Source organism: Pedococcus sp. P3_C7 (assembly GCF_056402615.1).
In genome coordinates this window covers 292,450-305,515 of the sequence record NZ_JBFUHC010000006.1, presented here as the reverse complement: position 1 = coordinate 305,515, position 13,066 = coordinate 292,450, and the positions used below count along the sequence as shown (strand labels likewise).

Genomic DNA, 13,066 nt, shown 5'->3' with positions numbered 1-13,066 from the left:
GTCAGCGTCCCTGCGTACCCTGTCCACCATGTGCGGCCGATATGCAGCCACAGCCAACCCCGACGAGCTCGTCGAGGAGTTCGAGGTCGACCAGGACCGGACGGCCGAGCCGGCCCGCAGCATCCTCAAGAACCCCCAGTCGCCGCCGGCGGGCACCCCCGACTTCAACCTGGCGCCGAGCAAGCAGGCCCCCGTGGTCCTCACCCGCCTCCCGCGCGACACCGCGGAGGAGTATGCCGGTGACCCGGCGCCCGTGCGCCAGCTGCGGTTGCTCACGTGGGGCCTGGTGCCCAGCTGGTCCAAGGACACCAAGATCGGCATGCGGATGATCAACGCGCGGGCGGAGTCGGTCCTGGAGAAGGGGTCGTTCGCCAAGGCCGCTGCGTCACGTCGCTGCCTGGTGCCGGCCCAGGGGTGGTACGAGTGGCAGAAGTCCCCGGTGAGCACCGACGCCAAGGGGAACCCGCGCAAGCAGCCCTTCTACATGCACCGGGCAGACGGCGACGTGGTGGCGTTCGCCGGGCTCTACGAGTTCTGGCGGGACCGCGAGATCGCCGACTCCGACGATCCAGAGGCGTGGCTCACGACCTTCACCATCATCACGACGGAGGCCGAGGCCGGGCTGGACCGGATCCACGACCGGCAGCCCCTGGTGCTCGAACGCGAGGACTGGTCGACCTGGCTCGACCCGTCGATGAGCGACCAGGACGAGGTCGCGCGGCTGCTGGCGTTCTCGGCGCCGGGGCGGTTCGAGGCCTACCCGGTCGGAACGGCCGTGTCGTCCAACCGCAGCAACGGTCCGCAGCTGATCGAGCCGGCGGGGCTCGACGAGCTCGACGGCGTGGTCGACCCCATGACCGGCGAGATCATCGGGGGCCAGGCCCCGCCCACGGCCGACGAGACCAGTGGGGGACCGAACCCGGCATGAGCACCACCCGAGTCGTCGAGGTCGAGACCCCACTGGGACCGGCGCGCGCGCACGTCACCCGACCACCGCGGGCGCACGGCTCGGTCGTGCTCACCCACGGCGCCGGGGGCAGCATCCGGGCCGGCGACGTGACAGCCGTGGCAACCGGCCTCGTCGAGGCCGGTTGGGCTGTTGCCCTGGTCGAGCAGGCCTGGGTCGTCGCCGGGCGCAAGATGCCGCCACCCCCGGCCACCCAGGACCCGTCGTGGCTTCCGGTGCTCGCCCACCTGACCGCCGGGCGTGGAGCCCTGCCGAGACCGCTGGTCGTGGGCGGCAAGAGCAACGGGGCCAGGGTCGCGTTCCGGACCGCCCACGCGGTGGGCGCCGACGCCGCGCTGGCGCTGGCCTTCCCACTCCACCCGCCGGGCAAGCCCGAGCTGTCGCGGGCAGAGGAGCTGCGCGCGCCCGTGCCGCACGGCATACCGCTGCATGTCGTCCAGGGCGAGACCGACCCCTTCGGCACGCCCTGTGAGGTGCGCGCCGAGCTGCCCGACCCGTCCTGGGTGAGCGTGGTCAAGGGTGGCCACGGCTTCACCAGGAAGCCGGACGACCTGGTCGCAGCCGCCTTGGCCTTCGTGAACTCCCTGGCTTAGAGCGCGCCCCCGGCGGCGGTCGGCGCGGACGCGTCCTTGCCTCCGTCGCCCACGGCCTCGCGGGCGAGGTGGTCCTCGATCTGGAACCAGTCGTCACCGGCGCGCTCGGCGATGGTCAGCAGGGTGTTCATCGCCGCGACCTCCTCGACCTGCTCCTTGAGGAACCACAGCATGAACTGCTCGCCGAGCACGTCGCCCTCGGCGCGTGCCGCCCGGAAGAGCGCCTCGATCTGCCCGGTGACGGCCTTCTCCTGGGCCACGGCCAGCTTGATCGGCGCGGTGAGCTCGTCGAAGTCGTTGCGGACCTCGTCCACGCCGGGCACGGCCACGGCCCAGTCCCTGTCGAGCATGTACTGGACCATCATCATCGCGTGGTTCCGCTCTTCGACGCTCTGCAGGTAGAAGTGCGTGGCCAGCCGGGGGAGGTCGCGGCCGTCGAACCAGACGGCGATCGCGATGTACTGCTGGCTGGCGGTGAACTCGTGGCGAACCTGCTGCGTGAGCAGCTCGACGAACGAGGCTTCGGAAGGGCGCGGCATACCGGAAACCGTAGTGCCTGGGAATGTCGGCGCGAGGCGCCCCGTTGGACCAAGGGACCGACCGCGACGCGGTCGAAACCCACCCCATGCACCACCAGGAGTCCGCCAGTGCCCGTTCTGACCGTGCAGCCCGGCGACACCGCGCTCTCGGCGCCTGTCGCACTGGGCTTCTCCGCACCGACCGACAAGCCGGCCACGGCCGATGCCGGGCTAGGCTGGAGGGCAATGACTGACACACCTGCCACCGACACCATCATCGACGAGGCCACCCCTGACGCCACCGTCGACGTGGCGAGCGAGACCCCTGCCGAACGGCAGTCGCGGTTCGAGCGTGAGGCGATGCCGCTGCTGGACCAGCTCTACTCAGCGGCGCTGCGGACCACGCGGAACCCGGCCGACGCCGAGGACCTGCTCCAGGAGACCTACACCAAGGCCTTCGCCGCGTTCCACCAGTACCGCCCGGGCACGAACTTCAAGGCGTGGATGTACCGCATCCTCACCAACACCTACATCAACACCTACCGCAAGAAGCAGCGCGAGCCGCTGCAGTCCGATGCCGCCGAGATCGAGGACTACCAGCTCGCGCGTGCCGAGTCGCACACGTCGAGCGGGCTGCGATCGGCCGAGACGGAGGCGTTGGACCACCTGCCCGACACCGAGGTGAAGAGGGCACTGCAACAGCTGCCGGAGGACTTCCGGTTGGCGGTCTACCTTGCCGACGTCGAGGGCTTCGCCTACAAGGAGATCGCCGAGATCATGGATACCCCCATCGGGACGGTCATGTCGCGGTTGCACCGCGGCCGACGCCAGTTGCGGGAGTTGCTGACGGAGTATGCCGCCGAGCGCGGCTTTGCCACCCAGGGAGCGGACTCATGAGCTGCGAAGGTCAGGGAGCGGGAGAAGTGGCGGGCTCGGACTGCTCGGAGGTCCTGCACCGCGTCTACGAGTACCTCGACGGTGAGATGACGCAGGACGACACCGTCAAGATCAAGCACCACCTCGACGAGTGCGGGCCCTGCCTGCAGGAGTACGACCTGGACCAGGCCCTCAAGGCGCTGGTCAAGCGGTCCTGCGCCTGTGAGGAGGCTCCTGTGGAGCTACGGACCCAGATCATGGCCAGGATCACCACGATCCGCTACGAGATCTCGGAGTAGCCGACAACGGCGGCGCACGACGAAGGGGCGGTSGAACCAGCTGGTTCGACCGCCCCTTCGATGCGTCGTGGCGCGGGCTCAGGCGTTGGGCTTGCGGCCGTGGTTGGCCGCGTTGCCCTTGCGCGAGCGGCGCTTGCGGGCGCGCTTGCTCATGGGAGTCACTCCGTCAGTGGTGGTGTGGCGCGTTACGCACCGGGTGCGGGGCCAGTCTCTCACAGACTAGAGGTGACAACGTGCCCACGGAAGATAACCGGGTGACTTGCATGCAAACGCGGCCCAAAGGTGTGAACCAACGCTGGCAAACGTGCGATACGACCTTCAAGGTTTGGCAAAGAAGAGGCAAGGAAAGTCCCAAGCGTGCAGGTTGACCGGCATCATAGTCCTGTCACCGACCCGCACCCCTGGCGGCTAGGGACAACTGATGGTCTGAAGTAACCGAACGTATGAGTCGGGCATCAGACAGAAGGAGCACCGCCATGAAGGCGATCACCACCATCTTCGAGTCCATCCTCTCCGGCAGCGACAACATCGTCTGGGCCCCCGAGGACGTCGACTCCGCCACCGGCATGACCTCCGTGTGGAGCTGGGGCGGCTGACCCACCCCGAGTGCCGCCCGGGCCTAGATTGGTGCCGTGAGCACAAGTCCTGACCCGGGAGCGTCTCAGCGCAGACTGCACAACCGCGCGACCATCATCTATGTGGCCGTCGTCGTTGCCCTCGCGATGGGCCTTGCGTCGATCGGTTGGCTGGCCACGGGTGAGCTGGGTGACATCTACGCAGTGTGCGTCCTGTCCGGCCTGGGCATTACCAGCTGGTTGCTGCGCGAGATCGATGTCGGTTCGCGCATCCAGCTGTCGTTCCTGAGCATCATCCTGCTCACCTCTGCCGTCGTGGTCGGCCCCGTGGGGGCAGCCATCGTGGGCGCCGCCGCCGCTGTGGTCCAGAAGGAGTCACAGCCGGTCATCGTCCGACTGTTCAACGTCGCCCTCTGCAGCTCGATCGGATCCCTCGGTGGTCTGGTCTACGTGTGGGCCGGGGGGCTGAGTGATCCCGGCGACACCGACTCGGCCGGTCGCATCCTGCTCCTGGTGGGGCTGCCCCTCATCGTGGCCGACGTGGCCCAGTGCCTGCTCAACGCCGCACTGATCTCCGGTGTCGTGAGGTTCTCCGCCGGAACCCCGATGCGCACCCAGTTCTTCAAGCTGCTCACCACCTCCGGCGCCGCCTACATCGGGTACGGCGTGATCGGCTTCCTCTTCGTGGTGCTCTGGCTGCCGGCCGGCGTCGGCTGGTTCAGCGCCGTCCTGGTCCTTGCGCCCCTGTTCGTCGCCCGCTGGGCGTTCGTCCAGTACGGCGATGAGCTGCGTGCCCACGACCGCACCCTGCGAGCCCTGGTGACGGCCGTCGAGACCAAGGACCCCGCCAACAGCGGTCACAGCGATCGCACCGCCCAGCTCGCGCAGTGGCTCGCCGAGACCCTTGGCTTGGGGCACAAGGAGATCCAGGACGTCCGGACGGCGGCGATGCTCCACGACATCGGCAAGGTGTGCGTGCCCAGCAAGGTGCTCCGGGCTCGGCAGCCGCTGACCGACGACGAGCTGGTGGTCCTTGCGGAGCACGCACTCAGCGCCGTGGAGCTCGTCCAGGGGATCGACTTCGTGGCGGGCTCGGTGGACGGCATCGCCCACCACCACGAGCGGTTCGACGGCCGCGGCTACCCCGCGGGGCTCAAGGGTGAGGACATCCCCCTCACGGCGCGACTGGTAGCGGTTGCAGACACCTTCGACACGCTGACCACCTCCCGCACCTACCGTGCTGCCGTCGACGTGGACGCCGCGCTGGAGATGGTCGCCGCCCGCGCCGGCACGCAGTTCGACCCGGCGGTCGTCGACGCTCTCAGGCGCGTGCTCGCCCGGCACGTGTGGACCATGACCGAACGCACCCCCGAGGAGCTCGCGGGCGCGACGGTCACCCTCGACCACGACGAGCCCGAGGTCTCCGACCTCTTTGCCCAGCGCCACGACCTCAGGGCCAAGGTCAAAGGAGCGACGGCCTCCGTGGCCATGCCGGTAGGAGGGGCTCTGTGACAACCCTGCGGCGGGTCACGGTCGACCTCCGGTGGCCACTGGTCCTGCTGGCCCTCTTCGTGGTCGGCGAGGCCTTCGTGTCCGGGCGTCAGGAGCTGATGTCCCTCCGTGGCACCTCGCTGGTGTCGGTCTCCCTGTTCTGCGTCGCCATCACGCTCGGTGAGACGGCCCGACTCCGGATCCTCACGGGGCGCGAGACCGCGCCGATGTCCACCGCGGCTGCCCTGGGGCTCGCGCTGTCCTCGATCCCTCAGCCCGGTGGATCGCACCTGAGCGCTGCCCCGGTGGTGCTGGTGGTGGCTGTCGCCATGATCGTGGGAGGTGTTGTCCTGCGGGTGTCCGGCGCGACCGTCTCCTGGGTGGAAGTCTCTGCGCGGGTCGCAGGCGTGTCCCTGGCCCCGGTGCTCTACCGCGGTGTCCAGTTCGACGGCCAGACCCTGGTCGAGTGGCAGGGCACCTGGGCCGGCCAGCGCTGGCTGGTCGGCGTCGTGATGCTGCTGGTCGGTGGCCTGACCATGGTCGCCCAGCTCACCCTCGAGGCCGCTGCGCACGCCGGACGCGACCACGCGCCCCTCATCCCCGCCGTCATCGACGAGGTCAGGTCGACCCTGGCCCTCGGCACTGCTCTGGTCACCTCGGGCGCCCTGATCGCGCTGGCCGACGTGGCCATCGGGATCGCGGCCCTGCCGCTGTTCCTCTTCCCCCTGGTCCTGACGTCCTTCGCGGTGCAGCGCAATGCCAGCATCCGCACGACCTACCGCCAGACGATCGGGGCGTTGTCGTCCCTGACCGACCGGGCCGGCTACACCACCTCCAACCACGCCCAGCGGGTCGCGGACGTCTCCCTGGCGATCGGACGGGACATGGGCATGGGCCAGCGCGAGCTCACGGACCTGGAGTATGCCGCCCTGCTGCACGACCTGGGACAGGTCGCCCTCCGCGAGCCGATCCCGGCAGGGGCGACGGTGATGGCCGCTCCCGCGGACCAGCAGCGGATCGCCCACGACGGCGCCGAGATCGTCCGGACCACCGGTGTGCTCGACAGCGTCGCCGCGATCCTGGAGGCGCAGACAACGCCCTACCGGCAGGTGCGCGAGTTCGGCCAGGACCTCCCGATGTCCAGCCGCATCATCAAGGTGGCCAACGCCTACGACGACCTGTGCGACGCGGGTGGGAGCGACCACAGGGCGATGGAGCGGATCCACCTGTGCCGAGACCGTGGCGAACCGGTCTCGACACCGCCCGATGCGGTGGAGTGTGCGCAGCCGCTACGGAGAGCCCGTGGTGAGGTGCGCGTCCATGGTGAGGTTCTTCTCGACGCGGGGGTCACCGGCGTCGGCGAAGTAGTCGCCCTTGATGGTGTCGTCCCTGCCCGGGTCGACCTTGAGGGCCCGGAGGATCAGCGTGGCGACGATGGCGATGACCAGGTTGATCACGAAGGCCGTCATCGCGATGTAGCCCATCTTGCCGAGCATGGGGATCATCGCCAGGGAGCCGCCGAAGTGGCCCTTGGTGGTCGGGTTGATGACGTTGTAGGCAGCGATCGTGCCGTAGACCATGCCCACCGCCCAGCCGCCGAGCAGCGCCCACCGGTGGAACCAGCGGGTGTAGAGACCGAAGACGATCGACGGGAGCGTCTGGAGGATCCAGATGCCGCCGAGGAGCTGGAAGTTGATCGCGTTCTGCTTGTCCAGGGTGAGGACGAAGACGAGCGCAAAGGCCTTGACCAGCAACGAGACCAGCTTGCCGACCTTGGCCTCCTGGGCGTGCGTCGCGTCGGGCTTGATCCAGTCGCGGTAGATGTTCCGCGTGAAGGTGTTGGCTGCCGCGATCGACATGATGGCTGCCGGGACCAGTGCTCCGATCGCCACCGCGGCGAAGGCCACGCCGGCGAACCAGCTCGGGAACATGTCCTCGAACAGCTGGGGGATGACCAGCTGCGCGTTCGGCTTGCCGTCGAGGCCGATCGGCTTGGTGCCGGCGGCGATGGCCACCCAGCCGAGCAGGGCCAGCAGGCCGAGCACGAAGGAGTAGGCCGGCAGGATCGAGGCGTTGCGGCGGATCGTGTTGCGGCTCGAGCTCGACAGGGTCGCCGTGATCGAGTGGGGATACATGAACAGGGCCAGGGCCGAGCCGAACGCCAGGGTCGCGTAGGCCCAGTACTGCTGGCTGTTCGGGATGAACGCACCCGTGGGCTTGGCGGGGTTGGCGACGCTCGGCTTGGCCATCTTGGCCTCCGCGGCGCTGAAGACGTGGTCCCAGCCGCCGACCTTCGACGGGAGGTAGATGACCGCGACGATGATGACGAGGTAGATCAGCGCGTCCTTGACGAACGCGATGATGGCGGGCGCCCGCAGTCCGCTGGAGTAGGTGTAGGCAGCGAGCAGGGCGAAGGCGATGAACAGCGGCAGGTCCTTGGCGAGGGCGTTGCTGCCGCCGACGCCGGCGACCTCGAGGACGGCCTGGATGCCGACGAGCTGAAGGGCGATGTAGGGCATCGTCGCGAGGATCCCGGTGATCGCCACCGCGAGGGACAGCCCTCGCGAGCCGTAGCGGCCCTTGACGAAGTCCGCCGGGGTCACGTAGCCGTGCCGGTGGCTCACCGACCAGAGCCGAGACATGAAGATGAAGATGATCGGGTAGAGCACGATCGTGTAGGGCACCGCGAAGAACCCGCTGACCGAGCCGAGGGCGAACATCGCCGCGGGCACCGCGACGAAGGTGTATGCGGTGTAGAGGTCACCTCCCAGGAGGAACCACGTCACCCAGGTGCCGAATCGTCGGCCACCCAGGCCCCACTCGTCGAGGGACTCCATGCTGTCGGCCTGACGCCAGCGAGAGGCCCAGAAGCCCATGCCCGTGACGAGGGCGAACAGCACGATGAGGACGGTCAGGGCGACCCCGTTGACCCCGGTGTTCGCTGCGGCGGGTGCGAGGGCGCTCATCGGCCGGCCTCCCAGCTGTCGCGGCGGGCATCGTTGCCACGGTCGTCGCCGGTCATCGGGCGGTGGGGGCGGGCCTTCAGGACCAGCTTGTACGCGGTGAACGTCAGCGCCGAGCACAGGAAGACCCACAGGAACTGGTACCAGATGAAGAAGGGGAAGCCCCAGAGCTCGGGGTCCTTCTTCGCGTAGCTGCCCACCCAGAGGAGGGCGATCATCGGGATGGCCAGCAGCACGCCGGCGATGGCCAGCAGTCCCTTGTTGGCCGGGGGGACGGTGTCGTGGTCGACAGCGTTGTCGGTACTCACCTTCGGACCTCCGAGTGGAAGATGGAGCGACTGCCGAGGGGCAGTTCGGATGTACGTTATGCCCGACTCGTCAGTAACCGTGGGATGTCGGACTCCCGGGGACAGGGCTCTGACCTGTACCGCGGGCAGCCACAGGATCCGGTTAGGGTGTCGCCCATGACTGTGGCTCACGGCGGCTCCGCCTCGATCGTCGCGCCGACGTACTGGTGGTACCGCGCGCGCACGGACCTGCTCCGAGAGGTGCTCGAGGAATACGTCGACCGGGACGCGCGGATCCTGGACGTGGGCAGCGCCGACGGCCCCAGCGTGGCCTGGCTGCGAGGCGGCGACCGCCACGTGTCGCTCGACCTCGACCCGCGTGGTCTCGGCCAGGACGGCGTCTGCGGCTCGGCCCTGGCCCTGCCCTTCGAGGACGCTGCGTTCGACATCGTGGCGGCGTTCGACGTGATCGAGCACTGTGAGCCCGAGCAGACCGCGCTGAGCGAGGTCGCTCGCGTCCTGGCGCCCGGCGGGCGGCTGCTCGTGTCGGTCCCTGCCTACCAGTGGGCCTGGACCGACTTCGACGACCAGAACGGCCACCACCGCCGCTACACCCGTGCCCGGGCCGTTGCCGCGGTCGAGCGCAGCGGGCTGACCGTGGACCGCGCGACCTACGCCTTCACCTCGGTGTTCCCCTTCTTCGTCGCCGAGCGCCTCGCCCGCCGGGTGCGGCCCTCGTCGAACGAGGCAGCCGACGTCGTCAGCCTCCCGCAGGTCCCCAAGCCGGTGGAGCGGGTGCTGATGGGGCTCAGCCGGGTCGACCGTGCCCTGCTGGCGCGGATGGACCTGCCGTTCGGTTCCTCGGTGGTCGTCGCTGCGAGCAAGCCCGCCTGAGCCGGCAGCGCCGGGGCGCCCTGGCGGCAGCCCTGAGCCCGCAGCCCGGTGCGCGGCAGCTACGAGGTCGGGTCGTCCGACTCGTGCTCGATGAGGTCGCCGGGATAACCCGGCCCGAGGTCGCGGGCGAAGCTGAAGTACTTGTGCGCGAAGTAGCTGAGCACGACGGTCAGGCCGGTGGCGATCGCCTGTGCCACGAGGGGACCCAGCCCGGCCACCTCGATGAGCAGTGGCAGCAGTCCAGCGTTGATCGCCAGTGAGGTCGACTGCACCCCCGCGAACCGCGCCAGGTCACGCGCGCGGTGGCCCTTCACGCGGAAGACGAACCGCCGGTGCAGCTCGAACGCCACCAGGATCGCCAGGGCGTAGGCCAGCACCAGGGACCCCATGTAGCCGATCGTGCTGCCGAGCAGCCAGTGCGCCAGCGCGAAGAACCCGAGCCCGACCGCAGTGTTGATGCCGCCGACGAGCAGGTAGGCGACCTGTTGGTTGTGGACCAGCTGGGTGAGCGGACCTGCGGGTGGCAGGTGCGGCTGCGTCGCGTCGGGGGCGGGGAGGTTGGCCATGGCACCCGGTTCCTCGGAATGGTCGCCCCCAGGGGCGGGGGACTGGATGACTATAGTGCGGGCATGTCGGCAGCACCCCCCACCCAGTCCGCCGCCCACCTGATCTCAGTGGTCATCCCGGTCTACGCCGGTCGCGCGACGCTGCCTGAGGTGGTCGCCGAGATCGCCGGGTACACCAGCGATTTCCGCACCGAGGACGGCCACCTGGCGCGGGTGAGCGAGCTGTTCCTCGTGCACGACAACGGCCCCGACGGTTCGGACGAGACCATCCGCGAGCTCGTCCGGCAGTACGACTTCGTCCGTCCCGTGTGGCTGAGCCGGAACTTCGGCCAGCACGCGGCGACGCTGGCCGGGATGTCGTCCTCCGGTGGCGACTGGGTCGTGACGATGGACGAGGACGGGCAGCACGACCCGGCCTACCTGGGTGCGCTCCTCGACCGCGCGATGGCCGAGCAGGTCGCCGTCGTCTACGCCCGCCCCACCAACAAGCCGCCGCACGGTCCGCTGCGCAACACCGCGTCGAAGGGCTCCAAGTGGCTGGTCGAACGGCTGACCGGCAACAGCGGCGCGAACCTCTACCACTCCTATCGCCTCGTCCTGGGTGAGGTGGCGCGCGGGCTGGCGGCCTATGCCGGTGCCGGCGTCTACCTCGATGTGGCCCTCGGCTGGGTGGCCGGTCGGGTCGCCAGCTGTCCCCTGCCCATGCGCGAGGAGGGCGACCGTCGCAGCGGCTACCGGCTGCGGAGCCTGATGTCGCACTTCTGGAGGCTCGTGCTCACGAGCGGGACCCGGTTGTTGCGCGTCGTCAGCATGATCGGGGCCGGCTTCGCGCTGCTCGGCGTCGTCGTCGCGGTGGTGCTGGTGGTCAGCAGGCTCTTCGGCGGCATCGTGGTCCCCGGGTGGACGTCGGTCATGGTGTTCGTCATCGTCGGCACGGGCGCGGTGCTGTTCTCATTGGGCATCGTGGCCGAGTACCTCGGGGTCGTCGTCAACATGGCCATGGGCAAGCCGCTCTACCTCATCACGACAGATCCCCAGCGCGGCCCGCTAGGACGCCGGTCCGCATGACGCGGACGACCACCTGGGTCGTCGGTGCAGGCGGGCTCCTGGGCTCGCACGTCGCAGCCTCGGTCCGGCGGCGTGGCGACGAGGTGGTCACCGCACGCGTGCCGTGGTCGGACCCCGTCGCCGCGCGCGCCGCGTTGCGGGAGGGGATCTCGACCCTGGTCGCGCGCGCGGACGGTGGGAGCTGGGCCGTGGCCTGGTGCGCCGGAGCCGGCGTGGTCGCCACGGCCGAGGCGGACCTGCTCGCCGAGGTGGACCTGTTCGAGGGCTTCCTCGCCGACCTGGCCGCCGCGCTGCCCGAGGGCGGTGCCGGAGCCTTCTTCCTCGCCTCCTCCGCCGGTGGGGTGTATGCCGGGTCGCCGGTCCGGGCGCCGTTCACCGAGGACTCGCCGACCGCTGCGCTGGTCGCCTACGGGCGAGCCAAGCTCAGGATGGAGGAGGCGGTCGAGGACTTCTCGCAGCGGACGGGGACGGCCGTCCTGGTGGGACGCATCGGCAACCTCTACGGGCCGGGGCAGGACCTCACCAAGCCGCAGGGCCTCATCTCCCAGCTCTGCCGCACCCACGCCACCGGGCTCCCGCTGACGGTGTACGTCCCCCTCGACACCATGCGCGACTACGTCTATGCCGAGGACTGCGGCAACCTCGTGGCGGCGGGCCTGGCCGGCGTGCGCGCCCGCGTCGAGGGACAGCCTTCGCGCGTCGTCACCAAGATCATCGCCTCCGGCCAGTGCACGACCATCAGTGCGCTCATCGCGGAGTCGGCCCGGCTCTACAAGAAGCGTCCGCGCGTCGTCGTCAAGGCGCCGGTCGAAGGGACCGGCCAGGTGGTCGACCTGCGGCTGCTCTCGGTGGTCTGGACCGAGCTGGACGCGCACCTGCGCACCTCGGTCACCATCGGCATGGCCAGCACGGCTGCCGACGTGGGGGAGCAGACCCGGAACCCGTCCGCCGGCTGAGTGCCGCGACGTCCGGGCACGACAGAGGGCCGCCCMCCMGCGGKGGGCGACCCTCTGCTGAGCGGGTGGCTCAGGCGGCCTTGGTCTCCTTGAAGATCTTGTCGATCTGGTCGATCTTGGCGAGCAGCTCGTCGGCCTTGGCGGCGTCGAACTCACCCTTGGTGCCCGACGCACCGGCCAGCTTGGTGGCTTCGTTGAACAGCGTGTGGAGGTCGGGGTACTTCTCGAAGTGCGGCGGCTTGAAGTAGTCGGTCCACAGCACCCACAGGTGGTGCTTGACCAGCTCGGAGCGCTGCTCCTTGATGAGCACCGCGCGCGTGCGGAAGTCGGGGTCGTCGTTGTCGGCGACCTTGGCGATGATCGCCTTGATCGACTCGGCCTCGATGCGTGCCTGGGCGGGGTCGTAAACGCCACAGGGCAGGTCGCAGTGGGCGCTGACCTCAGTGGGGCGGAAATGGCGGGAGAGCATGCGAATCCCTTCTGCGAGGTGGATGATCTCGTGCGTCTTCGACCCTACCCGGCAGGTCAGCGGGCCGCACGGCACCCCCGGCGGGTGACCGGCATACGAGCAGGTATGCCGTCCGGGCGCCCGTGGGAGGCGCGGTGCGCGCGGGTGCCGAGCCGGGTCAGCGGGTGAAGCGGCGGACCACCCGGCGGGCGAGGCGACGTCCGGGATAGGTCGCGGGCAGGCGGAACAGGACCAGGGCCCGGATCTGGTCACGGGCGAGCGAGCCGATGCCGTGGGTCCACGAGTCGGTCACGCCGGGTGCGGTCTGGTTGTCGCTCTCCACCCAGTAGCGGGTGGGGTCAGCCGGGTCGCGCCCGGTCACGCGCTTGATGGCGAGCGGGCGGCGGACCCCGTCGGGGTCGTCGGGGAGGCGCACGATCGCCAGGCGGCCGAGGCGCGGCGGGGCCCCTCGCAGGACGAGGAGCCGGTCTCCGGTGTGCAGGGTCGGCTCCATGGAGCGACCTTTGACGCGGACTACACCGATCACCGTCACGCAGCCTCCCGC

At 69.7% G+C, this 13,066-nt stretch carries 15 protein-coding genes and 1 pseudogene; 9 read left to right on the top strand and 7 right to left on the bottom strand.

Features of this window, described 5'->3' with window-relative positions:
• Positions 1–28 precede the first annotated feature (28 nt).
• Positions 29–928 carry an SOS response-associated peptidase gene (locus tag AC1DS4_RS09760; RefSeq protein WP_477632431.1) on the top strand — a complete coding sequence of 300 codons (900 nt, stop codon included), beginning with the start codon at positions 29–31 and terminating at the stop codon, positions 926–928.
• Positions 925–1,560 (top strand): alpha/beta hydrolase family protein, encoded by a 636-nt coding sequence (locus AC1DS4_RS09755; RefSeq protein WP_477632432.1) that lies wholly within the window; start codon positions 925–927, stop codon positions 1,558–1,560. The genes AC1DS4_RS09760 and AC1DS4_RS09755 overlap by 4 nt, the downstream gene beginning before the upstream one ends.
• On the opposite strand, the gene AC1DS4_RS09750 is transcribed toward AC1DS4_RS09755, so the two are convergent.
• Positions 1,557–2,099 carry a ferritin gene (locus AC1DS4_RS09750; RefSeq protein ID WP_477632433.1) on the bottom strand — a complete coding sequence of 181 codons (543 nt, stop codon included), beginning with the start codon at positions 2,097–2,099 and terminating at the stop codon, positions 1,557–1,559. The two genes, AC1DS4_RS09755 and AC1DS4_RS09750, sit on opposite strands and share 4 nt — an antisense overlap.
• A 225-nt stretch (positions 2,100–2,324) precedes the next feature.
• Between AC1DS4_RS09750 and AC1DS4_RS09745 the strand changes: the two genes are divergently transcribed.
• Positions 2,325–2,975 carry a sigma-70 family RNA polymerase sigma factor gene (locus AC1DS4_RS09745; RefSeq protein WP_477615939.1) on the top strand — a complete coding sequence of 217 codons (651 nt, stop codon included), beginning with the start codon at positions 2,325–2,327 and terminating at the stop codon, positions 2,973–2,975.
• On the top strand, positions 2,972–3,253 hold the full coding sequence (rsrA, locus tag AC1DS4_RS09740) for a mycothiol system anti-sigma-R factor (protein ID WP_477615940.1): 282 nt from the start codon (positions 2,972–2,974) through the stop codon (positions 3,251–3,253). The genes AC1DS4_RS09745 and rsrA overlap by 4 nt, the downstream gene beginning before the upstream one ends.
• Before the next feature lie 78 nt (positions 3,254–3,331).
• On the opposite strand, the gene AC1DS4_RS09735 is transcribed toward rsrA, so the two are convergent.
• Positions 3,332–3,406, bottom strand: a complete 75-nt coding sequence (locus AC1DS4_RS09735) for a 50S ribosomal protein bL37 (RefSeq protein ID WP_369791897.1) — start codon at positions 3,404–3,406, stop codon at positions 3,332–3,334.
• Between the two features lie 479 nt (positions 3,407–3,885).
• On the opposite strand from AC1DS4_RS09735, the gene AC1DS4_RS09730 reads away from it, so the two are divergent.
• Together AC1DS4_RS09730 and AC1DS4_RS09725 are read left to right on the top strand one after the other, a co-directional pair.
• Positions 3,886–5,340 carry an HD-GYP domain-containing protein gene (locus tag AC1DS4_RS09730; RefSeq protein ID WP_477623234.1) on the top strand — a complete coding sequence of 485 codons (1,455 nt, stop codon included), beginning with the start codon at positions 3,886–3,888 and terminating at the stop codon, positions 5,338–5,340.
• Between the two features lie 98 nt (positions 5,341–5,438).
• Positions 5,439–6,521, top strand: a pseudogene (locus tag AC1DS4_RS09725) (HD-GYP domain-containing protein); the annotation flags it as partial.
• 87 nt (positions 6,522–6,608) lie between these two features.
• On the opposite strand, the gene mctP reads toward AC1DS4_RS09725, so the two are convergent.
• A complete protein-coding gene (gene mctP / locus AC1DS4_RS09720; RefSeq protein WP_477632434.1) occupies positions 6,609–8,285 on the bottom strand; it encodes a monocarboxylate uptake permease MctP in 1,677 nt (558 codons plus the stop codon).
• Positions 8,282–8,590 carry a DUF3311 domain-containing protein gene (locus AC1DS4_RS09715; protein WP_477615944.1) on the bottom strand — a complete coding sequence of 103 codons (309 nt, stop codon included), beginning with the start codon at positions 8,588–8,590 and terminating at the stop codon, positions 8,282–8,284. The genes mctP and AC1DS4_RS09715 overlap by 4 nt, the downstream gene beginning before the upstream one ends.
• A 156-nt stretch (positions 8,591–8,746) precedes the next feature.
• On the opposite strand from AC1DS4_RS09715, the gene AC1DS4_RS09710 reads away from it, so the two are divergent.
• The gene (locus tag AC1DS4_RS09710; RefSeq protein WP_477623237.1) at positions 8,747–9,463 is read left to right on the top strand and encodes a class I SAM-dependent methyltransferase; all 717 of its coding nucleotides are present in this window, start codon (positions 8,747–8,749) and stop codon (positions 9,461–9,463) included.
• A 59-nt stretch (positions 9,464–9,522) separates the two neighbouring features.
• Here the strand turns inward: AC1DS4_RS09710 and AC1DS4_RS09705 are convergent, their stop codons facing one another.
• Entirely contained in the window at positions 9,523–10,029 is a 507-nt protein-coding gene (locus tag AC1DS4_RS09705) for a GtrA family protein (RefSeq protein ID WP_477623238.1), read from the bottom strand.
• 63 nt (positions 10,030–10,092) lie between these two features.
• On the opposite strand from AC1DS4_RS09705, the gene AC1DS4_RS09700 reads away from it, so the two are divergent.
• Both AC1DS4_RS09700 and AC1DS4_RS09695 read left to right on the top strand, forming a co-directional pair.
• Positions 10,093–11,097 (top strand): glycosyltransferase, encoded by a 1,005-nt coding sequence (locus tag AC1DS4_RS09700; protein WP_477632435.1) that lies wholly within the window; start codon positions 10,093–10,095, stop codon positions 11,095–11,097.
• Complete coding sequence (locus tag AC1DS4_RS09695; RefSeq protein ID WP_477632436.1) at positions 11,094–12,053, top strand: NAD-dependent epimerase/dehydratase family protein; 960 nt, start codon at positions 11,094–11,096, stop codon at positions 12,051–12,053. The genes AC1DS4_RS09700 and AC1DS4_RS09695 overlap by 4 nt, the downstream gene beginning before the upstream one ends.
• A 70-nt stretch (positions 12,054–12,123) precedes the next feature.
• Here AC1DS4_RS09695 and sodN read toward each other — a convergent pair whose 3' ends face one another.
• Together sodN and AC1DS4_RS09685 are read right to left on the bottom strand one after the other, a co-directional pair.
• Positions 12,124–12,522: a superoxide dismutase, Ni gene (gene sodN / locus AC1DS4_RS09690; protein WP_477615949.1), complete on the bottom strand. Its 399-nt coding sequence runs from the start codon at positions 12,520–12,522 to the stop codon at positions 12,124–12,126.
• Between the two features lie 157 nt (positions 12,523–12,679).
• Complete coding sequence (locus AC1DS4_RS09685; RefSeq protein WP_477646029.1) at positions 12,680–13,048, bottom strand: S24/S26 family peptidase; 369 nt, start codon at positions 13,046–13,048, stop codon at positions 12,680–12,682.
• Positions 13,049–13,066: the final 18 nt, after the last annotated feature.